General features: G+C 72.4%; 26 protein-coding genes. 13 read left to right on the top strand and 13 right to left on the bottom strand.

Translation table 11 applies throughout. From position 1 onward, the window contains the following. Nucleotides 1-36: 36 nt before the first annotated feature. From ACFVDP_RS01705 to ACFVDP_RS01680, 6 genes are all read right to left on the bottom strand, one after another. Nucleotides 37-780, bottom strand: a complete 744-nt coding sequence (locus ACFVDP_RS01705; RefSeq protein ID WP_383481557.1) for a ferredoxin reductase — start codon at nt 778-780, stop codon at nt 37-39. Continuing rightward, nucleotides 773-1384: a sulfite oxidase-like oxidoreductase gene (locus ACFVDP_RS01700; protein ID WP_383481554.1), complete on the bottom strand. Its 612-nt coding sequence runs from the start codon at nt 1382-1384 to the stop codon at nt 773-775. Before ACFVDP_RS01700 ends, ACFVDP_RS01705 begins: the two co-directional genes overlap by 8 nt. 88 nt (nt 1385-1472) lie before the next feature. Next, complete coding sequence (locus ACFVDP_RS01695; RefSeq protein ID WP_383484251.1) at nt 1473-3641, bottom strand: FUSC family protein; 2169 nt, start codon at nt 3639-3641, stop codon at nt 1473-1475. 308 nt (nt 3642-3949) lie between these two features. Next, nucleotides 3950-5542 carry a penicillin-binding transpeptidase domain-containing protein gene (locus ACFVDP_RS01690; protein ID WP_383481551.1) on the bottom strand — a complete coding sequence of 531 codons (1593 nt, stop codon included), beginning with the start codon at nt 5540-5542 and terminating at the stop codon, nt 3950-3952. Between the two features lie 100 nt (nt 5543-5642). Then, on the bottom strand, nt 5643-6521 hold the full coding sequence (locus ACFVDP_RS01685) for an SGNH/GDSL hydrolase family protein (protein ID WP_383481548.1): 879 nt from the start codon (nt 6519-6521) through the stop codon (nt 5643-5645). 175 nt (nt 6522-6696) lie between these two features. Further along, nucleotides 6697-6858: a hypothetical protein gene (locus tag ACFVDP_RS01680; protein WP_383481545.1), complete on the bottom strand. Its 162-nt coding sequence runs from the start codon at nt 6856-6858 to the stop codon at nt 6697-6699. A 263-nt stretch (nt 6859-7121) separates the two neighbouring features. Between ACFVDP_RS01680 and ACFVDP_RS01675 the strand changes: the two genes are divergently transcribed. Further along, nucleotides 7122-7331 (top strand): hypothetical protein, encoded by a 210-nt coding sequence (locus ACFVDP_RS01675; RefSeq protein WP_383481543.1) that lies wholly within the window; start codon nt 7122-7124, stop codon nt 7329-7331. 35 nt (nt 7332-7366) lie between these two features. Continuing rightward, nucleotides 7367-7852: a GNAT family N-acetyltransferase gene (locus ACFVDP_RS01670; RefSeq protein ID WP_383481540.1), complete on the top strand. Its 486-nt coding sequence runs from the start codon at nt 7367-7369 to the stop codon at nt 7850-7852. 27 nt (nt 7853-7879) lie between these two features. On the opposite strand, the gene ACFVDP_RS01665 is transcribed toward ACFVDP_RS01670, so the two are convergent. From ACFVDP_RS01665 to ACFVDP_RS01650, 4 genes are all read right to left on the bottom strand, one after another. Further along, on the bottom strand, nt 7880-8794 hold the full coding sequence (locus ACFVDP_RS01665; RefSeq protein ID WP_383481537.1) for a PDR/VanB family oxidoreductase: 915 nt from the start codon (nt 8792-8794) through the stop codon (nt 7880-7882). Beyond that, nucleotides 8791-8982: a hypothetical protein gene (locus ACFVDP_RS01660; protein WP_383481534.1), complete on the bottom strand. Its 192-nt coding sequence runs from the start codon at nt 8980-8982 to the stop codon at nt 8791-8793. The genes ACFVDP_RS01665 and ACFVDP_RS01660 overlap by 4 nt, the downstream gene beginning before the upstream one ends. Next, nucleotides 8979-10028, bottom strand: coding sequence for a Rieske 2Fe-2S domain-containing protein (locus tag ACFVDP_RS01655; RefSeq protein ID WP_383481531.1), 1050 nt, complete (start codon nt 10026-10028; stop codon nt 8979-8981). The genes ACFVDP_RS01660 and ACFVDP_RS01655 overlap by 4 nt, the downstream gene beginning before the upstream one ends. 93 nt (nt 10029-10121) lie before the next feature. Further along, nucleotides 10122-10931, bottom strand: a complete 810-nt coding sequence (locus ACFVDP_RS01650; RefSeq protein WP_383481529.1) for an IclR family transcriptional regulator — start codon at nt 10929-10931, stop codon at nt 10122-10124. 89 nt (nt 10932-11020) lie between these two features. Between ACFVDP_RS01650 and ACFVDP_RS01645 the strand changes: the two genes are divergently transcribed. The 10 genes from ACFVDP_RS01645 (at nt 11021) to ACFVDP_RS01600 (ending at nt 20594) form a co-directional block, all read left to right on the top strand. Then, complete coding sequence (locus ACFVDP_RS01645; protein WP_383481526.1) at nt 11021-11938, top strand: Cof-type HAD-IIB family hydrolase; 918 nt, start codon at nt 11021-11023, stop codon at nt 11936-11938. Between the two features lie 77 nt (nt 11939-12015). Further along, a complete protein-coding gene (locus ACFVDP_RS01640) occupies nt 12016-12486 on the top strand; it encodes an HIT family protein (protein WP_383481523.1) in 471 nt (156 codons plus the stop codon). Nucleotides 12487-12650: 164 nt separating this feature from the next. Further along, nucleotides 12651-13811, top strand: a complete 1161-nt coding sequence (locus ACFVDP_RS01635) for a S1 family peptidase (RefSeq protein WP_383481520.1) — start codon at nt 12651-12653, stop codon at nt 13809-13811. Nucleotides 13812-13887: 76 nt separating this feature from the next. Next, nucleotides 13888-14595, top strand: a complete 708-nt coding sequence (locus ACFVDP_RS01630) for a hypothetical protein (RefSeq protein ID WP_383481517.1) — start codon at nt 13888-13890, stop codon at nt 14593-14595. A 121-nt stretch (nt 14596-14716) separates the two neighbouring features. Beyond that, nucleotides 14717-15649, top strand: coding sequence for a dioxygenase (locus tag ACFVDP_RS01625; protein WP_383481514.1), 933 nt, complete (start codon nt 14717-14719; stop codon nt 15647-15649). Nucleotides 15650-16044: 395 nt separating this feature from the next. Next, complete coding sequence (locus tag ACFVDP_RS01620) at nt 16045-17109, top strand: maleylacetate reductase (RefSeq protein WP_383481511.1); 1065 nt, start codon at nt 16045-16047, stop codon at nt 17107-17109. A gap of 167 nt (nt 17110-17276) precedes the next feature. After that, nucleotides 17277-17708, top strand: coding sequence for a hypothetical protein (locus ACFVDP_RS01615; RefSeq protein ID WP_383481508.1), 432 nt, complete (start codon nt 17277-17279; stop codon nt 17706-17708). A 112-nt stretch (nt 17709-17820) separates the two neighbouring features. Then, nucleotides 17821-18591 (top strand): NPP1 family protein, encoded by a 771-nt coding sequence (locus ACFVDP_RS01610; protein ID WP_383481505.1) that lies wholly within the window; start codon nt 17821-17823, stop codon nt 18589-18591. Nucleotides 18592-18770: 179 nt separating this feature from the next. Beyond that, on the top strand, nt 18771-20099 hold the full coding sequence (locus ACFVDP_RS01605; RefSeq protein ID WP_383481502.1) for a lipase family protein: 1329 nt from the start codon (nt 18771-18773) through the stop codon (nt 20097-20099). Between the two features lie 84 nt (nt 20100-20183). Further along, on the top strand, nt 20184-20594 hold the full coding sequence (locus ACFVDP_RS01600; protein WP_383481499.1) for a RidA family protein: 411 nt from the start codon (nt 20184-20186) through the stop codon (nt 20592-20594). Nucleotides 20595-20666: 72 nt separating this feature from the next. Here the strand turns inward: ACFVDP_RS01600 and ACFVDP_RS01595 are convergent, their stop codons facing one another. Together ACFVDP_RS01595 and ACFVDP_RS01590 are read right to left on the bottom strand one after the other, a co-directional pair. Continuing rightward, nucleotides 20667-22121, bottom strand: a complete 1455-nt coding sequence (locus ACFVDP_RS01595; RefSeq protein ID WP_383481496.1) for a SulP family inorganic anion transporter — start codon at nt 22119-22121, stop codon at nt 20667-20669. Nucleotides 22122-22129: 8 nt separating this feature from the next. Further along, on the bottom strand, nt 22130-22711 hold the full coding sequence (locus tag ACFVDP_RS01590; protein ID WP_383481493.1) for a carbonic anhydrase: 582 nt from the start codon (nt 22709-22711) through the stop codon (nt 22130-22132). 904 nt (nt 22712-23615) lie between these two features. Between ACFVDP_RS01590 and ACFVDP_RS01585 the strand changes: the two genes are divergently transcribed. Next, nucleotides 23616-24284 (top strand): haloacid dehalogenase type II, encoded by a 669-nt coding sequence (locus ACFVDP_RS01585; RefSeq protein ID WP_383481490.1) that lies wholly within the window; start codon nt 23616-23618, stop codon nt 24282-24284. An 88-nt stretch (nt 24285-24372) separates the two neighbouring features. On the opposite strand, the gene ACFVDP_RS01580 is transcribed toward ACFVDP_RS01585, so the two are convergent. After that, nucleotides 24373-25737 (bottom strand): FAD-dependent oxidoreductase, encoded by a 1365-nt coding sequence (locus ACFVDP_RS01580; protein WP_383481487.1) that lies wholly within the window; start codon nt 25735-25737, stop codon nt 24373-24375. Nucleotides 25738-25764: the final 27 nt, after the last annotated feature.

The raw sequence follows: 25764 nt of genomic DNA, 5'->3' as shown, positions 1-25764 counted from the left end.
GCTTCTGCCGTTCCGGGGTGAAGGGCGCCGAGGGCGCTATCCGAAGCGCTCGATGCGGATCCGGTCCACGGGCTGACCGAGGTCGACCAGCAGCCTGGAAGCGTGCTCGGCGAACGCGTTGGAGCCGCACACGTACGCCTCCCACGCGGGTGCGCCCCGCGTGAAGCACGGCGCCAGATGGTCGGCCGCCAGGCGCCGGCGCTCGCCCTCGCGCGTGAGCACCGGCGTCGTCTCCTCCCCGTACTCGGCGGCGTAGATCAGATCCTCGGCCGTACGCGCGGACACGACCAGACGCAGGGGCACGGTCAGCCGCCGCAGCCGGTGATGGCGCAGCATCGACATCAGCGGAACCACGCCCGAGCCCGCGCCGACCAGCAGCGCGGGCCGGTCGCCGGGCCACGCGAAGAAGCCGCTGAGCGGTCCGCGGACCTCCACCGCGTCACCGACCCGGGCGACGGTGTGCAGATGGCCGGAGACCTCGCCGCCGTCCACGTGGTCGAGGGTCAGCTCGATGTGCCCCGTGTCGTCCGGGGGCGAGGCGAGCGAGTAGTGGCGCTGCGCGGTGTAGCCGTCCTCCGCGGTCAGCCGCAGGATCAGATGCTGGCCCGGCAGATGCCCCTGCCAGCCGGGGACCGCGAACCGGAACGTCGACACCTGGGGCGTCTCGCGCCGGATCTCCGTGATCACCGCGCGCTGCCAGGCGGCCGCGGTCTGCCGGCCGACGGCGATCCGGCCGGGCACGGCGAACCGGGTGGGCGGCGTGAAGGTCGTCTCAGTCACCGGAGTACCGCTGCTCCTCCCAGGGATTGCCCCGCGCGTGGTACCCGTTCTGCTCCCAGAAACCGGGCTCGTCGTGGTCGAGGAGGCGCAGGCCCGCGAGCCACTTCACGCTCTTCCAGAAGTACAGGTGCGGCACCAGCAGCCGGGCGGGTCCGCCGTGTTCGGCCGGAAGCGGCTCGCCGTCGTGGCTGAAGGCCACCCAGGCCCTGCCGCCGCTGACGTCGGCGAGCGGCAGGTTCGCCGAGTAGCCGGTGTGGGAGTACGCGACCACGTGGGTGGCGCGGGCGTCGGGGCGTACGGCGTCGAGGAAGGCGTCCAGCGGGACACCGCCGAAGCGCACCCCGAACTTCGACCAGCCCGTCACGCAGTGGATGTCGCCCTCGTACCCGGACGAGGGCAGCGCCCGCGCCTCGTCCCAGGTCCACGTGCGCTCCTCGGCGACCAGCCCGTCGACGCGGAAGGTCCAGTCCCGCTCGGCGATCCGCGGAGTCACCTCGGCGGAGAGGACCGGCCAGTCGTCGCGTGCGTCGTACTGGCCGGGCGGCAGCCCCGGATCGTGGCTGCGGGGACGCCCGACGAAGCCGCGGGTGACGGGGACGGTCATGCGAAGAACTCCAGGTCGGCAAGGGTGTGGCACGCACACGTGCGCAGGACGACTCTGCCATCCCGCGCCGCTTTCGCGCACATCCGTCTCAGCGGCGCGGACCCACCGGCACGCCCAGCGGCCGGGCCAGACCCGTGATGTTCTCGTCGAGACGCTGAAGGTGGCGCAGCACACGGAAGGTGACGGTGTTCGCGGCCGGCATGCCCAGACCGTCCGTCTCCAGCATCGCCGTGATGCTCGCCCCCGACTCGACGCGGCCCTGCTCCTCCGTCTCGTTCACGTGCGCGACCAGGACGTCGATGTTGTGGTCGATGCGCTGCGCCGCGCGCGCCAGGCGCGGATCCGCGCCGATCCGCTTGCTGTACGGGACGAGCTCGGCCGTCGCCGCCAGGGAGCGCGCGTGATAGGCCGAGGTCTCAAGGAGCGCCACCAGATAGCGGGCGGTCTGCCGGCGCTCGCGCAGCGGCGTGATGGGGTGCGTCAGCGGCTGGGTGGACGCCCGCAGCTCGTCCAGCGCGGTGTCCAGGTCACGTGCCTTGTCCAGCAGGTCGACGGCGGGACCGCCGCTGAGCTGCTCCACGGCGCCCGCGACGACGTCGCCGAGCCGCTCCAGCACGGCGGCGAGCTGTTCGTCGGTGTGCCGGTCGGTGCGGACCGGGAGCACCAGCATCGCGGCGATGATGCCGCAGGCCGCACCCAGCGCCGTCTCCTCGATGCGCAGGACGAGCACGTCGAGGCTGTAGGTGTTCAGCAGGGTGTAGAGCAGGCCCAGCATCGCCGTCACGAAGAACGACATGAGGGCGTACGACAGCGGAGCGGTGAAGAACATCGCGAACACGCAGACCAGGACCAGCACGAACGCCAGCCAGGTGTGGTGCCCGACCGCGCCCGCGAGCGCCACACCGGCGACGACCCCGAGCACGGTGCCGAGCAGCCGCCGGTAGCCCTTGACGACGATCTCGCCCGTCGACGCGGTGTTGAGGAAGACGACCCAGCAGGTCAGGACCGCCCAGTACCAGCGCTGCGAGGAGAGAAACTCGCCGCCGACGATGGCGAGCGCCGAACCGACGGCGACCTGGAACGCCGCACGGGTGGTGGGCCGCTGGAATCCGGCCGGGTCCGGGGTCTCCTCCTTCTCGGTGCTCGTGATGGACACGTCCTCCGCGTCGAACTCCTCGCGCGAACGGATCGTCGCGGGGGAGTCGTCCGACTCGTCCTGCGGCCCGTCGAGCGCGAGCCGCAGACCGAGGACGGCGCGGGCCGCCTCACCGATGCCGCGGAACACGTCCTGCACGGCGAGGGTCGTGCCCGGCGGTATCGACTCCTCGTCGCGGTAGCCGAGCAGCCGGTTGCGGACGTGGGCGACGGCCGTGCCGCGGTTCGCCTCGGCGGGGCGGGCCACCATCAGGCGCAGGGCGCCCAGGTCGCGGCGGAGCAGCGCGGTGGACTCGTCCTCGGCGCGCAGCAGCTTGCCGGTGGCGGGCACCGGGGCGCCCGGCAGATGCAGGGTCAGGGTGTCGGCGCGCTCCGCGCTGCGGGCGTTCAGGAGCAGCATGCCGAGTCGCTCGGCGGCCACCTCGGCGTCGGCGACACGGCGCTGGATCAGCGCGGCCGCGGCGTCGTCGCGGGTGCCGTCCTCCAGGCGCCCCTGGATCATCAGCGCGGTCTCGTGCAGCCGGGCGGTGCGCCGCCGCAGATCGTCGAGGACGTCGTCCAGTTCCTCCGGCGGCGCGTCGAGCAGCAGCGTCTGGGCGTCCACGAGCTGCGCGAGCCGCGCGCGGAACGCGTCGCGCAGCCGCCCGAGCACCCGCTGCGGCGTCTCCGGCACCAGCGCGAACCGGGCCACGGCACTACAGGTGAACGCGATCGCCAAGGTACCGAACAGGACCGGCAGTTGATCCACCGAAGCGTTCACGAACAGGGACACGAAATACACCTGAAAACCGATCAGGCCGAGCGCCGTGCCCCGGTCGCCGAATCTGCGGCTGTAGACCGCGCCGAAGATGAGCGCGACGAAGAACGCGTCCCCGACGACGACCAGACTGTGCAGCAGCGCGCCGAGCGTCATCGCCACGAGAGCGGTCGGCAGCCCGAGCGCCAGGGTCGCCGCCTGCCCGCGCACGGTCTTCTCGCGGATCGCGAACGTGCCGACCATCGCGGCCATCGCGCCCGACACCATGTGCGTCACATCGGTGCCGAGCAGGGCGAGCACGCCGAGCGTGAGCCCGATCGCCGCCACGGTGCGCACGCCGGCCATCAGCCGCAGCAGCCCGGGGTCGGAGGCCACGAAGCGGTCCCACGTCGCGGTCAGGGTCGGCCGTCGCGCCACCTGCGTCACTCCAAGATCGATCCGGCGTTCGTGCCCCCGAGCATACGAGCACGAGCGCGCGGCTTTGACGCGTCCATGGCCCGGATTCGGGGTGACAGAACGGCGAGGTCGACAGGGATGCGGCGGTCATGGACCTGAACGGGACCGGCCCGCGGCCGAGTTGAGCGTCAGGCGGAGCGACGTGGCCGGAGGGCACCGCTGTTCGCCGTTCCTCCTTCTGTTGCGCTCCTGTTTCTCTACTGTGCGGATTTCAGGACGGCCGCCACGAGCGGCCCCGACGACTCGCCGCCCCGGCCGCCGCGCCGCATCACGGCGGCCGCGGCGACGTCGCCGTGCCAGGCCGCGAACCAGCCGTTGGGCTCCTTCTGGCCGATGACCTCGGCCGACCCGGTCTTCGCCCCGATGTCGCCGGTCAGCCCCGCCATGGAGCCGGACGCGGAGCCGGAGGTCGCCGTGGTGTGCAAAAGGTCACGCAGTTGAGCGTGCGCGGCCGCGTCGAGCGGCCGGTGCGCGGTGGCGAGCGTGCGGTGGTCGACGTCCGGGGCGACGAGGTAGGGCTGCCGGAACTGTCCCGTGCGCGCCGTGGAGATCACCGACGCCATCGTCAGCGGGTTCATCCGCACCTCGCCCTGCCCGATCATCGAGGCCGCCTTCGACGCGGCGTGCTCGACCGGGACCGCCCCGGCGAACACGTCGACGCCCGCCGACCAGCGCTCCCCGATCCCGAACACGTCACGCGCCTGCCGGGACAGCGCGTCGTCGGCGATCTTGCCCGCCTGGGTGATGAAGGCGGTGTTGCAGGACGCGGCGAAACTGCTGCGGAACGTACCGCCGACGATGTCGAAGTCGTCGACGTTGTGGAACTTCCAGCCGCCGTACGAGGCGTTCTTCGGGCACGGATGCGGCCGGTCGGGGGCGGCGAGCTTCTTCTCCAGGAGCAGCGAAGCCGTGATCATCTTCATGGTGGAGCCGGGCGCCAGCCGTCCCCGCAACGCGGTGTCCGCGCCCTTCTCCCCGGATCCCGCGACGGCCAGGATCTCTCCGGTCGACGGCTTCACCACCACCAGCGAGGCGTCCGACCGCAGCGCGACCTCCCGCTCGGCCGCCTTCTGGATCCGCGCGTCGATCGTGGTCCGCACCCGCCCGGGCGCTCCCTCGGGCACGGACGCCAGCACCTGACCGCCGGGAGCCGTCCGCAGCTCGACGCCCGGCCGGCCACCCGCCGAGCCTCCGTAGCCCTGCCGCAGCCCGTCGACCACAGAGGCGAGCGAGGGGAAGGCGCGCGGGTCGAGCGGTCGTCCGGCCCGGTCGGATGCGTCGACCCGCGCGGGGCTCGTCTCCCGCGCCTCGAACCGCGCGCCGTCGCCCAGTCGTGGATGCAGCACGGCCGCCCGCCAGTCGACGACGGGCACCCCGTCCCCGGCCCGCCGCACCACGGTGAGGCCGGAGTCGTACGACACCGGTGCGCGCCCGCCCTCGTACGAGAACCGGGCGCGCACGGAGAAGGGGACGCTTGGGCCCTTCGGCGTGCCCGCCGTGAGGCGTACGGGGGTGAGGTGGCCGCGCTCCCGGTAGTCGCGCAGCGCCGCACCGGCGGCCGTCGCGTCGTCGGTGCGGCCGGCGGCCCGCTCCGTGTCGCCGTCGGCCCAGGCGTCGAGGAACCCGTCGGCGGCGCCGCGGATCTCGGCGGCCGACAGCGGGCCGGTCCGGGGCGCCGGATCGCCCGCTGCCGTGAGCGCCCAGCCACCCGCGCCGAGGGCGACGACGGCCACCGCGCCGCCGATCCACAGACCGCGTCTCCCGCCGGTGCCCTGCCGCCCGTCGCCCACGGGTCCTCCGCCCTGCCGAAGCCTCGAGATCCTGACGGCTCACCGTAGGCAGGTCCCGAGAGCGCTTCCCTGGCGGAATGCGCCGTTCAGGGGTGGCGTATCACCCCAGGCCGAGCGCGGCCAGCGTCCGGTCGGCCATGGCCGACTCCCCGAGCGCGTTCGGATGCACCGGCACGAAATTGGTGCCGAACAGCGCGGGCTCGACCCAGCGCGTGCCGCTCGCCTGGCAGGCGTCGTGGCCCTCGGACGCCTGCGCCAGATCCACGTACGTGGCGCCGGTCTCGGCCGCGGCCCGCCGTACCGCGGTGTTGAGGTGGGTCTGGATGTCGCGGACGTAGGGCACGTCACCGGTGGCGATCGGCATCTTCGCGAAGCACCCCGACTGCGCCTTCGCCGGCATGATCCACGGATAGCCGAGGATCGCGACGCGCGCGTTCGGCGCCTTGTTCCGTACGGCCTGCAGCGCGGCCTTCACCGCCGGATACGTCTTCGTGTCGATGTCGTCGCTGAACTTCGTGCCGTTCTGGTCCTTGCACGGGCTGCCCTGGCCCGCGGAGAGCACCCCGGCGGCGGCGCACGCCAGGATCGTGCTGATGAAGGTGTTGTTGTCGTTGCCGCCGATGGTCAGGGTCACCAGGCCGGTGTCCGTGCCGAGCGCGTCCAGCTGGGGTGCGACGCCCGGGTACTGGGCCCCGGCGAAGTCCTTGGTCTGTGCGCCGCCGCAGGTCACGTCCTTGAGCGCGGCGCCGGTGCGGGCCGCGACGACATGCGGGTAGTTCTTCGTGGAGCGGGCGCACAGTGGGGACGCGGAAGGGTCGAGCGGCAGGACGCCGGAGGCCGCGCTGTAGCTGTCGCCGAGCGCCACGTAGGGAAGCGGCTGATCAGCGGCCTGCGCGGGTACGGCAAGCCCCACGAGGGCCGCGCCGGACGCCACCGCCACCGCCGCGGACCGCCCACGGAGGAACGCGCGATTCGCCATCTGTAGCTCCTTCGAAACCGGCTCGGCTCATGGCCAAGTTCCGTATGAGACAGGGGATTCCAGCGCGCTGACTCTCGAAGCTACCGACGAGTTAGAAAACGAGTCAATAGGTGTGCACGGGGTCGTGACCAGGGGCGGGCGGGGCCCGTGGTCATGAGGTGGCCGAGCGCGGGACTCAGTCGGCCTGCGCCGCCTCGGGAGCGTGTCCGAAGTCGAGCACGTTCTCGGCGGTGCGCTCGGTCTGGTGAGCCGCTTCACGGGCGACGGCCAGGACGTCGCCCTGCTCGTCGACCAGCTGGTCGTAGATCGGGGCGGGGGCGGTTGATGGTGCGGGCACGGCGAGAACTCCAGGTGGGTGCGGTGCAGGGGTACCTGCGCTGCGGACAAAAGGGGACCCTACGACGACGCGGTCGCGGTCGCTCGACCGGGGTCGGGTTGGACGCCGGTGCGAGCGCGAGATATGAGGCCGGATACGCCCGCCACCAGGCACGCGGGCCGCTTCGCGCCAACCCTGAACGAGGCGGGGACAGCGGACGGAGAGGCCGATAGACAAGAGGAGGGGGGTCGGCGCCGTTAAGTCCACACGGGGAGGGCCGTCACATGATCACGATCGACGTCGCCGTCTTACTGGGCATCATCGCGTTCTTCCTGCTGCGACGGCCCGTCGCGCCGAGAAAGCGGGTCGACACGTTCTTCGTGATGCTGGTCTCTCTCGTCCTCGGCGTCCTCATCGCCCCCACGCCGTTCGGCGAGGGCATCACCAACGTGATGAACCAGCTGTCCACCAGCATCTCCAACTGGGGCAACTGACCAGGTCGCGACCGTGCTGTGCCAGACTCGGGCGGATGAGGATCAGAGACTTCCGTGCCGACGACTGGGAGCGCGTCTGGCCGTTCTGGCAGCGGATCGTGGCCGCCGGCGAGACCTACGCCTGGGACCCCGGCACGAGCGAGTCCGAGGCCCGCGCCCTGTGGACGCAGGGCGCGGGCAAGCGGGTCCTCGTCGCCGAGGACGCGGCGGGCGGGATCGTCGCCACGGCGTACGTGAAGCCCAACTACGGCGGACCGGCCCGGGACGTCGCCAACGCCGGATTCATGGTGGACCCGGCCCACGGCGGCCACGGGTACGGCCGTGCGCTGGCCGAGCACGTGCTGGCCGCCGCGAAGGCGGACGGGTACCGCGCGATGGTCTTCAACGCCGTCGTCGAGACCAACCCGGCCGTACGGCTGTGGACCTCCCTGGGCTTCACGATCCTGGGCACCGTGCCGGACGCGTACGACCACCCGCGCCACGGCCGCGTCGGCCTGCACGTCATGCATCGCGTGCTCTGAGACAGGTCCGCGCGGAACCCGCGGGACTCACAGGTCCAGCGTGAGCCGGCCGCCCCTCGCCGCCCGGGACACGCACACCATCAGCGTCTCGTTGCCGGCCCGCTCCTGCGCGGTGAGCACACTGTCCCGGTGGTCGACCTCCCCGGCGAGCACATCCGTCTCGCAGGTACCGCAGGTGCCCTCCGTGCAGGAGTAGAGAACCTCGACCCCGGCGTCCCGCACGGCGCTGAGGATCGACTGGTCCGCCGGGACCGTCAGAACAGTGCCCGACCGGGCCAGTTCGACCTCGAAGCTCTCGTCGCCGCCGGCCGGCGCGGCCACCGGCGTGAAGCGCTCGGTGCGCAGGGACCCGGCCGGCACGAGAGCTTCCACCGCGGTGAGAAGGGACTCCGGGCCGCAGGCGTAGACGAGTTCGCCGGGCCGCAGACCGGCGAGCAGGGTGTTCAGGTCCAGCGGACCTTCCTGGAGACGCAGCCGCTCGGCGGGATACCGAGCGGCCAGCTCAGCGGTGAACGCCATCGAGGAGAGCGACCGGCCACCGTAGGACAGCGTCCAGGGAGCGTCGGCCGCCGCCAGCATCGGCAGGATCGGGGTGATGCCGATGCCGCCCGCCACGAACCGGTACGCCGGCGCCGCTTCGAGCCGGAAGTGATTGCGCGGACCACGGGCCCGTACCCGCCGGCCCGGGCCCAACGCGTCGTGCACATGCGCCGATCCGCCCCGCCCGTCCGGCTCCCGCAGCACCGCGATCCGCCAGGACGACGCGTCCGTGCCGCACAGCGAGTACTGCCGCTCCAGGCCGTCGCCCAGGAGCAGATCGATGTGGGCGCCCGGCTCCCACCCGGGCAGCGCGCCACCGTCCGGACGGCGCAGCAGCAGGGAGACGACGCCGTCGGCCTCCTGCCGGCGGTCGGCGACGACGAGATCGGTCAACTCGCTCACGGTGCGGGGTCCTTGTCGGTGCGGGTGCGGGTGGGGAGACCGGGAGGTCCGGGGTGATCCGGGTGGGCGAGCATCCACTCCCACAGGGCGACCGGATCCTCCGCCTCGTGGCGGGCCCCGCAGTGGCAGATGCCGCTGAGCAGGTCGGTGCCGGGGAGCCAGTCGACGCGGTAGACCTCGCCGCTCATGACGTGGCCGCTCGTCCTGCGGCCAGCCGGGCGAGGATGCGGCGGGCGGCGAGGCCGCCGGTGTCGATGTTGATGCTCAGCTCCTGGTACCCGGCGGGCTCGGAGTCCAGGGCGCGCTGCAACAGGTTCAGCGCGTCCACGTCCTGCATGACCACCGTGTGGTTGAAGTCCCTCAGGAACGTGGTGACTTCGTCGTCGTCGACCGCGAAGTTCCGGGAGACCGCCCAGAAGTCGTACACCTTGCCGGGCGCCGACGGGGTGATCGCGTACGTGATCTCGGTGAGGAACGCGGGGGAGTCCTGCCCCGCGGGGCTGATCCGGCTGTGCAGGAGATACAGGCACGGCGCGTGGTACTCGATGTCCTGGAGCCGCTGGATGCGCCCCTCGATCCCGGTCGACCGGGCGTAGAACGGCGGACAGGCGGCGTCCGCCATGTGCCGCGAGACCCGCACGATGCCCGCCGCCTCGTCGACCTCCGTCGTGATGGGCGTCTCGGCGACCTCGGGGGTGCCGATGTACCCGCCGTGCAGATACGTCTCGTGCGAGAGGTCGAGCAGATTGTCGACGAGGAGACCGTAGTCGGCGTCGATCGGTTCCATGCCCCGCACGGTGACCCAGCCGTCGGCGGCCAGGTGCGGGGCGCGCGGCACGGTGTCCGGATCGGCGAGGCCGGGGTCACCGATCCACACCCACACCATGCTGTCGACCTCGGCCACGGGGTAAGAACTCACGCGTGCGGTGCGCGGTACGCGCTTCTGCCCCGGCACGAAGACACAGGTGCCGGTCGTGTCGTACGTGAACCCGTGGTACCCGCACACGACCCGGTCGCCGTCGAGCCCGCTCGCCGACAACGGGAAGCGCCGGTGCACGCACCGGTCGGCGAGCACCACCGGCTCACCGGCCTCCGTGCGGTACAGGGCGAGGGGTTCCCCGAGGACGGTGCGGCCGAGCAGCTCACGGCCGACCTCCGACGACCAGGCGGCGACGTACCACTGGTCACGGGCGAAGGCCGGGCCGGGCGACGGGTTCGGGTGGGCGGTCGTCATGGCAGGCGTCCCTCCTGTCACGGCGCGGCCACGTCGCCGCGCATCGCTCACCAGAGTGGTGACGTGGGCCATACCCCCACAACGCCACTTCCGTCAGGCGGAAGCCGCGGGCCCGGAAGGGGCGGACGGCGGGTCGGGCCGCCAGCCCAGGGCGCGCGATATGCCCCGCCCGGCCAGCCGTACCGCCGGGACCAGCGCGGGTGTCCGGGCATCGGCCACCGGCACCACGAGGGAGACCGCCGCGACCACATCACCGTGCGGCCCGCGCACCGGCGCCGCCACCGACAGCGCGTCGTCGGTGATCTGCCGGTCGCTCACCGCTATCCCGGAGCGCCGCACCTCGGCGAGCATTCCGCGCAGCCGCCCCGGATCGGTCACCGTGTACGGCGTGAACGCGGCGAGGCCCTCGGCCGCGTACCCGTCCTGGAGGTCGCGCTCCCCGTGGGCGAGCAGCACGAGCCCGACCCCGGTCGCGTGCAGCGGCCAGCGCGCGCCGACCTGCGAGTGGACACCCACCGCGCCGCGCCCGGACAGCCGCTCGATGTAGACGACGTCGCGGCCGTCGCGCACGGCCAGGTGCACGTTTTCGTGCGTGGCCTCGTACAGGTCCTCCAGGAACGGCAGCGCCGCCTGCCGCAGCCCGAGCCCGCGCGGGGCGAGCGCCGCCAGCTCCCACAACCGCAGCCCCACGTGATAGCGGCCGGCCTCGTCCCGCTCCAGGGCGCCCCATCCGGCGAGGGCGCCGACGAGCCGGTGCGCGGTGGCCGGCGGCAGTGCGGCGCGGCGGGCCAGGTCGGTGAGGGTGAGGGCCGGATGGTCCTGGTCGAACGCGCCGAGCACGGCGAGCAGCCGGTCCGACGCGGAGCGGGGCGCCGGGACACGGGGGAGCGCGGGTCGCCCCATCGGAGGCTCCTGTCAGGTCGGGTTTCCGGACCGTACGGTGTGCCGCTCCGCCTGATCAAGGGGATGGGAGAATCGAGGGAGGACTCCCCATGACCACGACGACCACCCCTTTCGAACCAGGAACCACCGTGACCACGCAGCAAGAGCAGACCGCCCGCACCACCACCCCGCCCGACATCCGCCTCGTCGTCACCGACATGGACGGCACCCTCCTGGATGCCGACGGACGCGTACCGGACGAGGTGTGGCCGCTCCTCGCCGAGCTGAACCGGCGCGGCATCGTCTTCTGCCCCGCCAGCGGCCGCCAGTACGCCACGCTCGCCGCCGAGTTCGCCGCCGTCGACGACGGCGGCATGGTCTACGTCGCGGAGAACGGCACCTACGTCGTGCGCGGCGGCACCGAGATCAGCTCGGACGTGCTCGACCGGGCCGTCGTCTCCCAGATCGTCAAGTCGATACGTCAACTGGTCGACGAAGCCACCGACGCGGGTGGGGCAGGGGTGGACCTGGGCGTCGTCGTCTGCGGCAAGCAGTCCGCGTACGTAGAGCGCTCCGACGAGGCGTTCATGACCGAGGTGCGCAAGTACTACCGCAACCACCGCGTCGTCGACGACATCACGGCCGTCGACGACGACGTCATCAAGGTCGCCGTCTTCGACTTCGGCCAGGCCGAGCGCACCGTCGCCCCGGCCCTCGCGGCGCTCACCGACACGCACAAGGTCGTCGTCTCCGGGGAGCACTGGGTCGACGTCATGAACCTCACCGCGAACAAGGGCGTCGCCGTCCGCGGCCTCCAGCGCGAACTGGGCGTCACCCCCGCCCAGACCATGGTCTTCGGCGACTACCTCAACGACCTGGAGATGCTGGACGCCGCCGACTGGTCCTACGCCATGGAGGGCGCGCACCCCGACGTCCTGCGCCGCGCCCGCCACCGCGCCCCGGCGCACACGGACAACGGCGTCGTCCGCACCGTACGCGCCGTCCTCGGGCTGCCCGCACAGCGCTGAACAGGCGGCTCCGGCGCGTCCAGGGCCGCCCGGCAGGCCCTCTACGGCAAACCGGCGGGATACGGGACCGTGGCCCCATGACCTCGCTGCCGCCCGTGCCGCCCGCGCCGTCCGTCTGCTACGCCTGCGCCAACGAAGCCCGGTTCGACGACCTGCCGCCGCGTGAGCGCGTCGCCCATGACGCCCACTGGCGCGTCGCCCACTCCTTCACCAGCGCGCTGCCCGGCTGGCTCGTCCTGCTGCCCCGGCGCCATGTGACCGCGGTGCACGACCTCAGCGACGCCGAGGCGACGACCCTGGGCGGCTGGCAGGTCGGCGTCTCGCGGGCGCTGCGCGCGGTCACGGGATGCGCCAAGACGTACGTCGTCCAGTTCGCGGAGGCCGAGGGGTTCGCCCACGTGCACTTCCACATCGTGCCCCGCCAGGCGGGGTTGTCCGCTGCCCGACGCGGGCCCGGCGTCTTCGAGTTGCTGCACCGGCCGACGCGCGAGCGGGTGAGCGCGCAGGAGGCGGACCGGCTCGCCCTCGCGCTGCGCGCCCACCTCTGAGCGGGAACGACCATGGCCGGATCGCGCCCCCTGATTGGCATGGACCTGTCCATGATCCCTCGCTAGGCTGCGCCACCGGCAGGCGAAGGGAGCGCTCCCGGCGCATGCCGTGCTGTTCCGTTCGGTTCCACCCCCACATCACTGGAACGACGAAGGGTCGCACCATGAGACGTACGAGACGACGTACCACCTCCCTGCGCACCGTCCTGTCCGCCCTGATCGTCACGGGCGCCTGCGCGACGGCAGGATTCGTCCCGGCCGCCACCGCCACCGCGCAGCCCCCCGCCTCCGACGGCGTACTCGCCGCCATGCAGCGCGATTTCGGCCTCACCCGCGGCCAGGCCGAGACGCGCCTGGCCACCGAGAAGGCGGCGACCGCCACCGAACGACAGGCGCGCAAGGCCGCCGGATCCGGCTACGCGGGCTCCTGGTTCACCGCCCGCGACGGCCGGCTGACCGTCGCCCTCGCCGACGGCGCCAAGGCCGACGCCGTACGCGCCACCGGCGCGGACGTGCGACTCGTCGACCACAGCGCCCGACAGCTCGACGCCGCCAAGGCGCGCATCGACGACCTCAAGGCCCCGACCGGCGTGGCCAGTTGGCGAGTGGACTGGCAGGCGAACAGCGTCGTCGTGGACGTCGTGGACGTCGTCGCGGGACAGCGGAGCGACAACGATGTCAAAGACTTTCTCGCGCGGGCCCGCCGGGCAGGCGGCGCCCTGAAGGTCGAGAGCACTGACCACGCGCCCGGCACCCTCGCCGCGGGCACCGTCGGCGGCGACCCCTTCTACACCGGCAACGTCCGCTGCTCCATAGGCTTCTCGGTGCAGGGCGGATTCGTCACGGCCGGGCACTGCGGCGGTGCCGGGCAGGGCGTCAACGGCTGGGACGGCTCCTACATCGGCAACATCCAGGGCTCCTCGTTCCCCGACAACGACTACGCGTGGGTCAACGTCGGCAGCGGCTGGTGGACGGTGCCCGTGGTGCTCGGCTGGGGCACGGTCTCCGACCAGCTCGTGCGCGGCTCGGCCGAGGCCCCGATCGGCGCCTCCATCTGCCGCTCCGGCTCCACCTCGCACTGGCACTGCGGCACCGTTCTCGCCAAGAACGAGACCGTCAACTACAGCCAGGGCGCCGTGCACGAGATGACCAAGACGAACGTGTGCGCCGAACCCGGCGACTCGGGCGGCTCGTTCATCAGCGGCGACCAGGCCCAAGGCGTCACCTCCGGTGGCTGGGGCGACTGCACCGGCGGCGGCGAGACCTGGTACCAGCCGATCAACGAGATCCTGAACCGCTTCGGTCTCACCCTGAACACGGCCTGACCGGCAGTCGGCAGGGGTGTCGGCGCCGGGCGAATTCGCTGGTGCCGGCACCCCGGACCGACGATGATCACCTCTCATGACGACGCCTCCGAAGCAGTCACCGGTCCACGCGGCCGCCCGCAACAACGCCCTGTGGTGCGCCGCCATGAGCCGCACCCACGGCGTCATCGGCGCGTTCACCGACGAGGCCTGGGCGGCCCCGGCCCGTACGCCCCCGTACTACCCGGACGCGGTGACCCTGGTGTCCGGCGCGGACCCGGCCGCGCTCGTCGCCCGGATCGACACGGCCGCGCCGGGCGCCACCGTCAAGGACAGTTTCGGCGATCTCGACCTGACCGGCGCCGGGTTCCAGGTGCTGTTCGAGGCCCGCTGGATCCACCGCCCGGCCGACGCACCCGTACCCGGACCGGTCCCGCCCTGGGACCTGGTGCGGGACGCGGACACCCTGCGCGCCTGGGCCGATGCCTGGGACGACGGCGACGCGGACCTCTTCGGGCCCGCGCTCCTCGACGCCCCCGACGTCCAGGTGATCGCCGCACGCGACACCCAGGGGCGTGTGACCGCGGGCGCCGTGCTGAACCGGGGCGCGGACGCCGTCGGAGTCTCCAACGTCTTCTCCCTGGGCCCGGCACCGGACACGGCCTGGCCGTCCGTGGTCGACGCCGCACACCGCCTGTACCCGGGCCTGCCCGTCGTCGGCTACGAACACGGCGACGACCTGACCGCGGCCCTGCGTCACGGCTTCGCGGCCATCGGCCCGCTCCGGATCTGGCTCAAGCCCTGAACACGCCCGGCACGAAAGGCAGTCCGCGCTCGGCCGACCGAGGGAGAATCGCCGAGGAGTCGGCTCCGTCGGTGATGTGATGGGCAGGGACACCCACCCGTCCGAGCCGGGCAGGAGCATCATGAGCACCCATCAGACCGACACCGGGACCCGCACCAGGACCGACACGGCCGCCGCCGCGCCGGCGGCACTGTTCACGGCCGCGCGTTCCGCCGAGATCGTCACCGACAGCTTCGCCCGCACCCCCGACCCGCGGCTGCGCGAGATCCTCGGCTCGCTCGTCCACCACCTGCACGCCTTCGCCAAGGACGTGGACCTCACCGTCGACGAGTGGGCGGCCGGCATCCGCTTCCTCACCGAGACGGGCCACACCTGCGACGACACCCGGCAGGAGTTCATCATGCTGTCCGATGTGCTCGGGCTGTCCATGCTCGTGGAGACCCTCCCGCACCCGGCCGACGGTCAGTACACCGAATCGACAGTGGAGGGCCCCTTCCACATGGTCGACTCACCGCCGCGCGCACTCGGCGACACCATCGACGAGGCGGCCGCCGGGGGCGAGGCATGCCTGGTGACCGGCCGGGTCACCGACGCCGAAGGCATCCCCGTCGCGGGCGCGCACGTCGACGTGTGGCAGGCCGACGCCGACGGCTACTACGACGTGCAGCGCCCCGGCGAGGTCCCGGACCGCAATCTGCGCGGACTGTTCACCGCCGACGACGACGGCCGGTTCTGGTTCCGCACGATCGTGCCGCGCCACTACCCGATCCCCACCGACGGACCCGTGGGCGGCCTCCTGCGGGCCACCGGCCGCCACAGCTTCCGGGCCGCCCACATCCACATGGAAGTGACGTCGCCCGCGACCCGCACCCTGACCACCCATCTGTTCGTCGCCGACTCGCCCTACCTGGACTCCGACGCGGTCTTCGGCGTCAAGGAGAGCCTCGTCCGCGACTTCGCCGAGGTCGACGACCCCGACCGGGCAGCCGCCCACGGCCTGCCGAACCCGTTCCGGCACGTCGACTTCCCGGTCACCGTCCAGCGGGACGGCTGACGGCCGTGCGCCTTCCGGCCGCCGAGCAGCGCGGCGCCCGACGGCCGCGCGCTTTCCGGCCGCCGTCCACGGGGACGCCCGATGCCCGTATGTTTCCCGGCCGCGGCCTGCCGGATGCCCGGTGGCTGTGCGCTTCTCGGCCACCCGTCCACCGGGCGTCTTGCTACCGCAGGCTTCCCGGTCGCCGCCGACCGGGACGCCCGACCGGTCGTGCGCTTCACCGTCACCGTCACTGTTACGTCCAGCGCCGCGTCCGACGGCCGTACGCGTCCCGGTCACCGTCCAGTCCAGCGCCGCGCCCGGCAGCCCCCGCTTCCCCGCCACCGCCCACAGCCACGGCCGACCGTCGTTCGCGCCGCGGGCCACGCCCCCCCGACACCCCGGAGAACGGAGCCATGACCGACCACCCCCCAGGACCCCCGCAGGTGACCGTCCACGAGACGCTGCCCGCGCGCGTCCTCCTCGGCCCCGGCGCCCGCCACAGCGTCCCCGACGAGTGCGAACGCCTCGGTGCCCGGCGGGTCCTGCTCGTCTCCACCCCGTCCGCCGCGAGCCCGGCCGACGAACTCGCCGACGCCCTCGGCGCCCGCCTCGCGGCCCGCTTCGGCCGCCCGGCCGCGCACACCCCGGTCGCGGTCACGGCCGACGCGCTCCGGCTGGCGGAGGAGGCCGGCGCCGACAGCGTCGTGGCGCTCGGCGGCGGTTCGGCCGTCGGGCTCGCCAAAGCCCTCTCCGTACGCACCGGCATCCCACAGATCGCCGTTCCCACCACCTACGCCGGTTCCGAGGCGACCCCCGTGCTGGGCGAGACCGAGAACGGCGTGAAGACCACTCGCCGCGCGCCCGCGATCGCCCCGGGCACGATCGTCTACGACCCCGAACTGACCCTCACCCTGCCGCCCGGCCTCACCCTCACCAGCGCCCTCAACGCGCTCGCCCACGCCGTGGAAGCGCTGTGGGCGCCGGACGCCACGCCCGTGAGCGACGCGCTGGCCACCGAGGCCGCCGACGGCCTCCTCACCGCCCTGCCCCTGGTGCTCGGCGAACCCGCGCACCCGGGACACCGCGGACGGCTCCAGTCGAGCGCCTGGCTCGCCGGGCTGTGCCTTGCCGGAACGCGGATGGGCCTGCACCATCAGCTCGCCCACGCCCTCGGCGGCACCTACGACCTGCCCCACGCGGCCCTGCACGCCCTGCTCCTGCCGCACGTGCTGGCCTTCAATCTGCCGGCCGCACCGAAGGCCGGTGCCCGGCTGTCCCGCGCCACCGGCGACGCGGACCCGGTCGCGGCCGTCGCCCGACTCGCCCGCTCCTACGACGGCCCGACCACACTCGCCGCCCTCGGAGTCCCGCACGACGGACTGCGGACGATCGCCGAACGCGTCGCCGCGGCCCCTCACCCCAACCCCCGCCCGGTGACCGCCGATTCCGTCACCCGGCTCCTGGAGGCAGCCTTCTAGCCCGACGGGTGCGCGTGCGCCGCCCTGTGCCTCAACTCTCCCCCCATGCGCCGGAGGCTCTCTCTCTGCGCGTGCGGTGCGCCCCCTTTGCGGGGCTTCGCCACGGCCGGGCCGGGTGATACCGCTGGAGACACGGCACTACCGCAGGGGGGATGAAAGGAATCGGCATGACACCTCAGACTCATCTCGAAGCGGGGCGGCTGTCCGCCATAGCGAAGATCCTCGACCGGGCCGACGGCCATCTCAGCGCCGCGGTGCGCGAATGGGCCACGCTCCCGGCCCCCGTCGACGACCGGAACCTGACCGGGATCCAGTCACTGCTCGAAGTGTCGCGCAGCGCCTCCCGCGACGTGACCTGCGCCGTGCGCCACGCGGGCAGCGGCGATCTGGCCCAGGCCCACTTCCACCTGGAGGCGGCGCGCACGGCCCCCGACAAACACCCCGCACTCGCGGCAGCCATGCACGGCCCGCTGCCCGCCGGGGTGCGCACCGCGCTCCAACTCCTGCGCGGCATCCGGGGATTCTTCAGCGCGGAGGCCGAGGACGCCTTCGTCCGCGCGCTCACCGGCAACGCCCACCAGCAGCGTCTCGCGAGCTGACGCCGGCCCGGCCCCACAGACATTTTTCGGGCGGACAGCCCGCGTCTCCCGCACTCGACAGGGGCATGACACTCCTGCACGCGTCACCCCCCGATCGCAGTGACAGGAGAGCATGTTGAAGCCCATCCGGACCCTGCGCAGAGCGTCCCTCGTCACCGGCGGCGCCCTCGCCCTGGTCGTCGCACTCGCCGGCAGCGCCCTCGCCGCCCCGCCGGGCGCCCTGCCCGGCAACGCGGACAGCACGGAGACCACGTTCCAGCCCGCCTACGACTACGACACCGACGGCTGCTACCCGACGCCCGCCATAGGCGCCGACGGAACCCTCAATGGCGGACTCAACCCCAGCGGCGCCCTCAACGGCCAGTGCCGCGACGCCGAGGACCTCGCCAACACCAACGGCTACGCCCGTACCAAGTGCAACAACGGCTGGTGCGCCGTCATGTACGCCCTCTACTTCGAGAAGGACCAGGCCGTGGCCGGCAGCGGCATCGGCGGCCACCGGCACGACTGGGAACACGTCGTCGTCTGGGTGAAGGACGGCACCGCCCAGTACGTCGCCACCTCCGCCCACGGCGATTTCGTCGTGCACGCCCGCGACGAGGTCCGCTGGGACGGCACCCACCCCAAGATCGTCTACCACAAGGACGGCATCCGCACCCACTGCTTCCGTCTCGCGACGGCGGGCGACGAGCCCCCGGAGAACCATCGCGGCACCTGGCAGTTCCCCACCCTCGTCGGCTGGAACGGCTATCCGCCCGGCCTGCGCGACGCCCTCAGCGCCCACGACTTCGGCAGCGCCACCCTCGGCCTGAAGGACGCGACCTTCCCGAGCCATCTCGCCGCCGCCCTGCCCGACGGCGTTCCGTTCGACGTCAACGCCTGACGTCCCGCACGCCGTAAGTCACGCCGTAAGTCCCGTGCATCACCGCTAAGTTACTGGATCGTAACCTCCTGAGTGCTACCGGCGGTAACGGCCCTGTCGATACCGTCCCCGCGACGCGTGGGGACGGTGGGACGTCCGTCCGCGCGCCGTACCTTCCCCCTGCGCTCAGGAGGTTCGCCATGCCCGCCCCCACCCGTCTGCTGGCCGCCGCCGTCACCGTCGCCGCCTGTCTCGGCGCCCAGGCGCTGCCGGCTGCGGCCGACAGCGCGTCGAACTCCGGCGACACGGTCTCGCGCGGCGTCACCATCCCCGCGTTCTACAACCCGCCCGCGCAACTCCCGGACGCCGACGGCAGCGTCATCCGCAGCGAGCCGCTGCCGCTCGCGCTGAGCCTGCCCAGCCTGCACGGGCCGCTGCCCGGCAAGGCCACCCGCCTCATGTACAAGACGACCGACTCCACCGGCAGCCCCGCCGCGGCGACCGGCGCGTACATCGAGCCCACCGCGAAATGGCGCGGAGCGGGCCCCCGTCCGCTGGTCGCGCTCGCCCCCGGCACCCAGGGCCAGGGCGACCAGTGCGCCGCCTCGCTGGGCCTCGAACACCCGATCACCATCAACGGGCAGACGCTGTCCGTCGGTTACGAGGACCTGGCGGTCTACCGGCTCCTCGCCAAGGGCGTCGCCGTCGTCGTCACCGACTACATCGGCCTCGGCGCCACCGACCGCCTGCACACCTACGTCAACCGTCTCGACGAGGCCCACGCCGTGCTCGACGCGGTACGCGCCGCCCGCTCCCTGGACGGCGCCTCGGTGACCGAGCAGTCGCGCGTCGGACTGTTCGGCTACAGCCAGGGCGGCGGTGCGACCGCGGCGGCCGCCGAACTCCAGCCGGCCTACGCCCCCGACGTCCAGCTCTCCGGCACCTACGCGGGAGCGCCGCCCGCGGACCTCACCGAGACGACCAAGGCCATCGACGGCACCGACCTCGTCGGCGCGCTCGGCTGGTCCCTCAACGGATTCCTGCAGTCCGACCCCGCACTGCGCCCGATCGCCGACGCCCACCTCAACGACAAGGGCCGCGCCGCCCTGAAGGACCTGTCGACCATGTGCGTCGGCGACGCGATCCTCTCGTACAGCTCGCAGCGCAGCTCGTCGTGGACGAACGACGGCAAGAGCCTCGACGACATCATCCGGTCCGAGCCGCGCCTCCAGGAGTTCCTGGAACAGCAGCGCATCGGGACCATGACACCGGCCGGTCCCGTCCGGATCGCCACCGGCGTCAAGGACAACCTCGTACCGCACGCCCAGGCCCGCCGACTCGCCGTCGACTGGTGCGCCAAGGGCGCGCAGGTCACGTACAAGCCGGTGGTGCTGCCCGACGTCGGGCGCGCGCTCATCAACCACTTCGGCCCGCTCCTCACCGACCAGGGCACCGCGGTGGACTGGCTGACGGACCGGCTCTCGGGCGAGCCCGCCTCCTCCAACTGCGCTTCCCTGCCGACCCAATAGTCAGGGGCGCGGCGGGCGGGCCCTGTGGCAGCATGACCGGGCTCCCCGTCCGGGGAGCACCTGCCGGAAAGGAACCCCTGACCCGTGCCCCGCTCCGTCACCCTGATCCGCTCCGCCGCGCTGTCCGACGTCGCCGAGTACGCGTACGCGGCGACCGCGCCCGCCGACGCCCGGCTCGTCTTCCTCGCCGGGGCGTGCCCGCTGGACGAGGACGGCGCGACCGTGGCCGTCGGCGACCACGCCGGTCAGGCGGCCCGGTGCGTCGCCAACATGAGGACCGCCCTCGCCGCGGCCGGGGCCACCCTGGAGGACGTCATCAGCACCCGTGTCCTGGTGGCATCGACCCGCCAGGAGGACCTGGTCAAGGCCTGGAGCGTGGTCAGGGACGCCTTCGGCGGGCACGACGTGCCGAGCACCCTCATGGGTGTCACGGTGCTCGGATACGCCGATCAGCTCGTCGAGATCGAGGCCGTCGCGGCGGTTCTCGACGACTGACGCGGACAGCGGTGAGGCCCGACCGCCGTGGAGGCGCACGGCGGTCGGGCCCAGAACCGGAGCGGGTCGACCTCAGGTCGAGGTGACCCTCACCGGTTCCGTCTCGGCGGAGCTGTGCCGCTGGGCCCAGCTCTCCAGCGCCGTCCGGCAGGCGTGGTCGAGATGGTGCAGCCCCGACAGATTCACCTCGACGGGCCGGTCGTGGGGGAGCGCCTCCAGGCTGTCGAGGATCTTCGGCAGCCGCAGGAACGTCGCGTTGCCCGACAGATGCGCCTGCACCGGCCCCGCGCCCTTGTCCACCACCTCCAGCTTCACCTGGGAGGCGTCCCACGCGGTCTTCGCGACGGACAGCGCCACACCCACGAGTACGCCCTCGAACATACTGACCGTCACGATCGACACCGCCGTGACGACAAGGATCAGCACCTCGCCGCGCTGCTCACGCCACAGACCCACCACGGTCCGTACGGGAATGAGCTTCGCCCCGGCGTGCACGAGCACACCCGCGAGCGCCGGGACCGGGATGTAGGCCAGCGCGGCCGGCAGCAGTGCCGCGAACAGCAGCAGCCACACACCGTGCAGGACCCGCGACGCCTTGGTCCTGGCGCCTGCCTGGACATTGGCGGCGCTGCGCACGATCACCGCGGTCATCGGCAGCGCGCCGAGGATGCCGCACACGGTGTTGCCCGCGCCCTGTGCCAGCAACTCCTTGTCGTACGAGGTGCGGGGACCGTCGTGCATGCGGTCGACGGCCGCCGCGCTGAACAGCGACTCGGCGGAGGCGATCAGCGTGAACGCGACGATCGTCCCGACCAGGCTCAGCCCGGCGATGTCGCCGAGGGTACCGAGGGACGGCGGCTGCACGGACTCCACGAGCCCGCTGACCTCGACGGTGGCCACCCGCAGGTCCAGCACGAGCACCGCGATGACGGCGAGGCCCACCGCCGCCAGCGGCCCGGGCACCACGCGCACGTGCCGCGGGAGGTGTTTCCACAGCACCAGGACGGCGACGGTGCCGGCGCCCAGGGCGAGTGAGGCGATCGAGCCGGTGCTGCCGAGGGCGTCGACGAACGCGTCGGGCAGCCCGGTCACCTTGCCGATCCCCGACTCCGGTGCCTCGGTGGCGAATATGGAGTACAGCTGACCCGCGATGAGCACGAGCCCGATGCCGGCCAGCATCCCCTCCACCACCGAGACGGAGATGGCCCGGAAGTAGCGCCCGATCTTGAGGGCGCCCATGCCGATCTGCAGCAGCCCGGTGGCGAGCACCACGACACCGAGACCGGGCAGACCGAACTCGCGCACCGCCTCGTAGACGAGGACGGTCAACCCGGCCGCCGGACCGGACACTTGAAGGCTGCTGCCGCGCATCAGACCGGTGACGATGCCTCCGACGATGCCGGTGACCAGACCGAGCTCGGCGGGCACGCCGGAGGCGACCGCGACACCCACGCACAGGGGGAGCGCGACGAGGAAGACGACGAGTGAGGCGGTGAAGTCCTGCTTGAAGTGAGGGTATTTGGTCATCACAGAACTCACAGAGCCTCGAACGAGTCGGTGGCGGTGCGGTGTTCGTGCACCCTTCCCGTGTGCACTTCGTAGTACCAGCCGTGCAGTCGCAGGTGGCCCTCCGCGAGCCGCCGCTCGACACACGGGTAGGAGCGCAGCCGGAGCAGCTGGGTGAGCACGTGCCGCTGCACGGCTTCGGAGACGGTCGGGTCGGCGGGGTCCGCCGCGGACGGTGACTCGGCCGCGTGGGCGAGCCAGTCGCGCACGGCGGGTACGGCGTCGAGGTCGTCGCCGCGGACCAGGGCGCCGACGGCGCCACAGTGCGAGTGCCCGCAGACGACGATGTCCCGCACCCCGAGCACCTGCACGGCGTACTCGATGGTGGCGGTCTCGCCGCAGGGCCGGTCGGTGGCATGGGCGGGCACGATGTTGCCCGCGGTGCGCAGCTCGAAGAGCTCGCCGGGGCGGGCGCCCGTGATCAGGGCGGGTACGACGCGCGAGTCGGAGCAGGTGATGAAGAGAACCTGCGGCGACTGGCCGTCGGCGAGCCGGGCGAACTCCTCAGGGCGCCTTCCGAACGTGCGGGCGTTGTCGATGAGGGGCTGCATGCGTTGATTCCTCCTGGCGCGCCGTGGGGAGCGCGTCGGGCTTGCAGGACGGGTGCGACTGCTCTGTCGCGGTCGGGGGCGGGGGCTTCTCGGGACACGGTCGGCCCCGATCCGCTCGGACTTGTGTGCGGGAGCGAACGGGCACGTGACGGCGCGACGCGACTACGGCGGCGCGACGGCTCGTGGGGGTATGTCCCGCGCGCAACCTCTCACCTCGGGACATGCGACCCCCCTCCCGCTCTCCGTGGATCAAGAGAATGCCAACAGAAGGTCAACTGATGGTCAAGAAGCAGGCTAGCTGTGCAATGGCGATCGTGGGGTTAACGGGAGGTTGCGGAGCTGAGGTTGCGTGGAAAAGGTGGTTCGTTTGGCGTGAACGGGACTCTGGGGCAGGGGTTTTTACACACGTGTTCGGGCCGCTCGAAAGCAGCCGCCGCCGGGGGCCAGGGGCCCGCGCCGGCGACGGCCGCTCGTGCGCGGTACCGGGGCTCCCCTCCCGGGCACGGCGCGCACCTCGCCCTCGACGGGGCCGGGAGGTGCGGGAAGGCATCCCGGGCTGGCCCGCGAGGACGGAGGGCCGGGCAGCGTGTCGGCGTATGACGCGGCACCGGCCGTTCTGGGCGCGGCCCGGGGACTTGGGGCCTCGACCTCCGTACGGCATATGCGCGAAGCCGCCGAAACGGAAGTCTGGACAGCACTTTAGGCGCTGAGGGCGATCAGGCACAGACCCTCTGTATATGCCTGACTCACTCATCCGGCGCACGGCGGCCGCCGGATGAGGGAATCACCGCTCTGTGGGGTCGGTTGGCCCCGGTGTGACGTCGACGCCGACCGCCGGGCCGGGACCCGTGCGAGGCGACGGAGTCCGTCGCCTCTGACCGCCTTCCCCGACGAGGAGAGTCCGTTGACCGCCCCCGCGCCACGGTTCATCACCTTCGACATGTACGGCACGCTGACGGACTTCGCCATCGGCCCCGCCGCCCGAGAAGCGGTCGAGGACATCGCGACTCCGGACCAACTCGACGTCTTCGCGCACAGGTTCGCCTGCTATCAGCTCGACGAGGCGATGGGTGACTGGCGCCCCTACGACGAGGTGATCTCCCGCGCCTTCGAGCGGGCCTGCGTGAGCTCCGGCATCGAGTTCAGGCCGGAGGACCCGGCCGAGGTGTTCGCCCGGATCCCCGGATGGGGCCCGCACCCCGACGTCCCCGAGCCGCTGGCCGAGCTCGCCGAGCACGTGCCGCTGGTGATCATCTCCAATGCCGCGACCGGCCAGGCCGCGCAGAACGTGGCCCGGCTCGGCGCCGAGTTCCACGCGGTGTTCACGGCGGAGATGTCCGGTGCCTACAAACCCCGGCTGCGGGCCTTCGAGTTCGCGTACGAACAACTGGGCTGCCGTCCGCAGGAGACGATGCACATCTCCTCGAGCCCGCGCTACGACCTGCAGTCGGCGACCGACCTCGGCGTACGGGACACCGTCTACCTGAACCGGGGAACCGAACCGTCGGCGCCCTTCTACCACGCCCACGAAGTCACCTCCCTCACCGAGGTGGTGGACCTTCTGGGGTTCTGAGGTCCCGGATCCTGCCGAGACAGCAGGAGGGGCCGCGTCGTGGTCCGGAACACCGGTGGCCGACGCGGCCCCTCCTCGCGAGTGACGGTCAGGCGCCGCTGGCGTCGAGCATCTCCTCGCGCTCGACGAGCTTCACGCGCTCGCGGCCGTGCGGCTCACCGAGCGCCCGCTCGGCGGCGTCGAGCCGGTGCCAGCCCTCCCACGTGGTGTAGCGGACACCCCGCTCGCCCAGGTACGCGTCGACGGCCTCCGGGGCCGGGGACGCGGGCGTGTGCAGCCGGTCGGCGGCGAAGTCCGCCAGGAGGCTGCCCACGGTCTCGTTGGCGTCGCCCTTGGTGTGACCGATCAGGCCGATCGGGCCGCGCCGGATCCAGCCGGTGACGTACGTCGACGTCAGGTGCTCCCCGCTGTCCTCGATGACCCGGCCGGCCTCGTCGGGAACCGTGCCGGAGGCCACGTCCCAGGGCAGCTTGGGCAGCTCGTCCGAGAGGTAGCCGACCGCGCGGTAGACCGCGGTGACGTCCCAGTCGGTGTGGGCGCCGGTGCCCTTGACGTTCCCCGTCCCGTCGAGCTCGGTGCGCTCCGTGCGCAGGCCGATGACCCGGCCGTCCTCGCCGAGGATCTCGCTGGGCGACTCGAAGAAGTGCAGGAACAGCTTGTGCGGCCGCTCGCCGATGTCGCGGATCGCCCAGTTCTCCAGCGTCTTGGCGACCATGTCGGCCTGCTTGTTGCCGCGCCGGGTGGCGATGGACCCCTCGTCGTAGTCGATGTCCTCGGGGTTGACGATGACCTCGATGTTGGGGGAGTGGTCCAGCTCGCGCAGCTCCATGGGGCTGAACTTCGCCTGCGCGGGACCGCGCCGCCCGAACACGTGGATCTCCTTGGCCGGGCTGGCCTTGAGCCCGTCGTACACGTTCGCCGGGATCTCCGTCGGGAGCAGCTCGTCGGCGGTCTTGGCCAGGATGCGGGCGACGTCGAGCGCGACGTTGCCGACGCCGAGCACGGCGACCTTCTCGGCCTTCAGCGGCCAGGTCCTCGGCACGTCGGGGTGCCCGTCGTACCAGGAGACGAAGTCCGCGGCGCCGTAGGAACCGTCCAGCTCGATCCCGGGGATGCCGAGCGCCCGGTCGGCGGTCGCGCCGGTGGAGAAGATCACCGCGTCGTAGAACGACCGCAGGGTGTCGAGGTCGATGTCACGGGGGTAGTCCACATTGCCGAAGAGGCGGATCTGCGGCTTGTCGAGCACCTGGTGCAGGGCGGTGACGATGCCCTTGATCCGGGGGTGGTCGGGGGCCACGCCGTAGCGGATCAGCCCGAAGGGGGCGGGCATGCGCTCGAAGAGGTCGATGGACACACCGGGGTCGACGGCCGTCGCGGACTTCAGCAGCGCGTCAGCGGCGTAGATACCGGCGGGGCCGGCGCCGACGATGGCGACCCGCAGAGGGCGAGGCATGGTGAGGTTCCCTTCGAGTGGGGCGGG

It is taken from the genome of Streptomyces sp. NPDC057694, from assembly GCF_042799415.1.
Classification (GTDB): domain Bacteria; phylum Actinomycetota; class Actinomycetes; order Streptomycetales; family Streptomycetaceae; genus Streptomyces.
Note: the sequence above shows the minus strand (reverse complement) of the source record. Positions and strands in the feature narration are given on the sequence as shown.

Coding starts and splice junctions, on each gene's coding strand:
- ACFVDP_RS01700 (WP_383481554.1), bottom strand. CDS start 1,384: ATGACCGTCCCCGTCACCCGCGGCTTCGTCGGGCGTCCCCGCAGCCAC.
- ACFVDP_RS01695 (WP_383484251.1), bottom strand. CDS start 3,641: ATGGCCGGCGTGCGCACCGTGGCGGCGATCGGGCTCACGCTCGGCGTG.
- ACFVDP_RS01685 (WP_383481548.1), bottom strand. CDS start 6,521: ATGGCGAATCGCGCGTTCCTCCGTGGGCGGTCCGCGGCGGTGGCGGTG.
- ACFVDP_RS01675 (WP_383481543.1), top strand. CDS start 7,122: ATGATCACGATCGACGTCGCCGTCTTACTGGGCATCATCGCGTTCTTC.
- ACFVDP_RS01670 (WP_383481540.1), top strand. CDS start 7,367: ATGAGGATCAGAGACTTCCGTGCCGACGACTGGGAGCGCGTCTGGCCG.
- ACFVDP_RS01660 (WP_383481534.1), bottom strand. CDS start 8,982: ATGAGCGGCGAGGTCTACCGCGTCGACTGGCTCCCCGGCACCGACCTG.
- ACFVDP_RS01655 (WP_383481531.1), bottom strand. CDS start 10,028: ATGACGACCGCCCACCCGAACCCGTCGCCCGGCCCGGCCTTCGCCCGT.
- ACFVDP_RS01650 (WP_383481529.1), bottom strand. CDS start 10,931: ATGGGGCGACCCGCGCTCCCCCGTGTCCCGGCGCCCCGCTCCGCGTCG.
- ACFVDP_RS01645 (WP_383481526.1), top strand. CDS start 11,021: ATGACCACGACGACCACCCCTTTCGAACCAGGAACCACCGTGACCACG.
- ACFVDP_RS01640 (WP_383481523.1), top strand. CDS start 12,016: ATGACCTCGCTGCCGCCCGTGCCGCCCGCGCCGTCCGTCTGCTACGCC.
- ACFVDP_RS01635 (WP_383481520.1), top strand. CDS start 12,651: ATGAGACGTACGAGACGACGTACCACCTCCCTGCGCACCGTCCTGTCC.
- ACFVDP_RS01630 (WP_383481517.1), top strand. CDS start 13,888: ATGACGACGCCTCCGAAGCAGTCACCGGTCCACGCGGCCGCCCGCAAC.
- ACFVDP_RS01625 (WP_383481514.1), top strand. CDS start 14,717: ATGAGCACCCATCAGACCGACACCGGGACCCGCACCAGGACCGACACG.
- ACFVDP_RS01620 (WP_383481511.1), top strand. CDS start 16,045: ATGACCGACCACCCCCCAGGACCCCCGCAGGTGACCGTCCACGAGACG.
- ACFVDP_RS01615 (WP_383481508.1), top strand. CDS start 17,277: ATGACACCTCAGACTCATCTCGAAGCGGGGCGGCTGTCCGCCATAGCG.
- ACFVDP_RS01610 (WP_383481505.1), top strand. CDS start 17,821: ATGTTGAAGCCCATCCGGACCCTGCGCAGAGCGTCCCTCGTCACCGGC.
- ACFVDP_RS01605 (WP_383481502.1), top strand. CDS start 18,771: ATGCCCGCCCCCACCCGTCTGCTGGCCGCCGCCGTCACCGTCGCCGCC.
- ACFVDP_RS01595 (WP_383481496.1), bottom strand. CDS start 22,121: ATGACCAAATACCCTCACTTCAAGCAGGACTTCACCGCCTCACTCGTC.
- ACFVDP_RS01590 (WP_383481493.1), bottom strand. CDS start 22,711: ATGCAGCCCCTCATCGACAACGCCCGCACGTTCGGAAGGCGCCCTGAG.
- ACFVDP_RS01580 (WP_383481487.1), bottom strand. CDS start 25,737: ATGCCTCGCCCTCTGCGGGTCGCCATCGTCGGCGCCGGCCCCGCCGGT.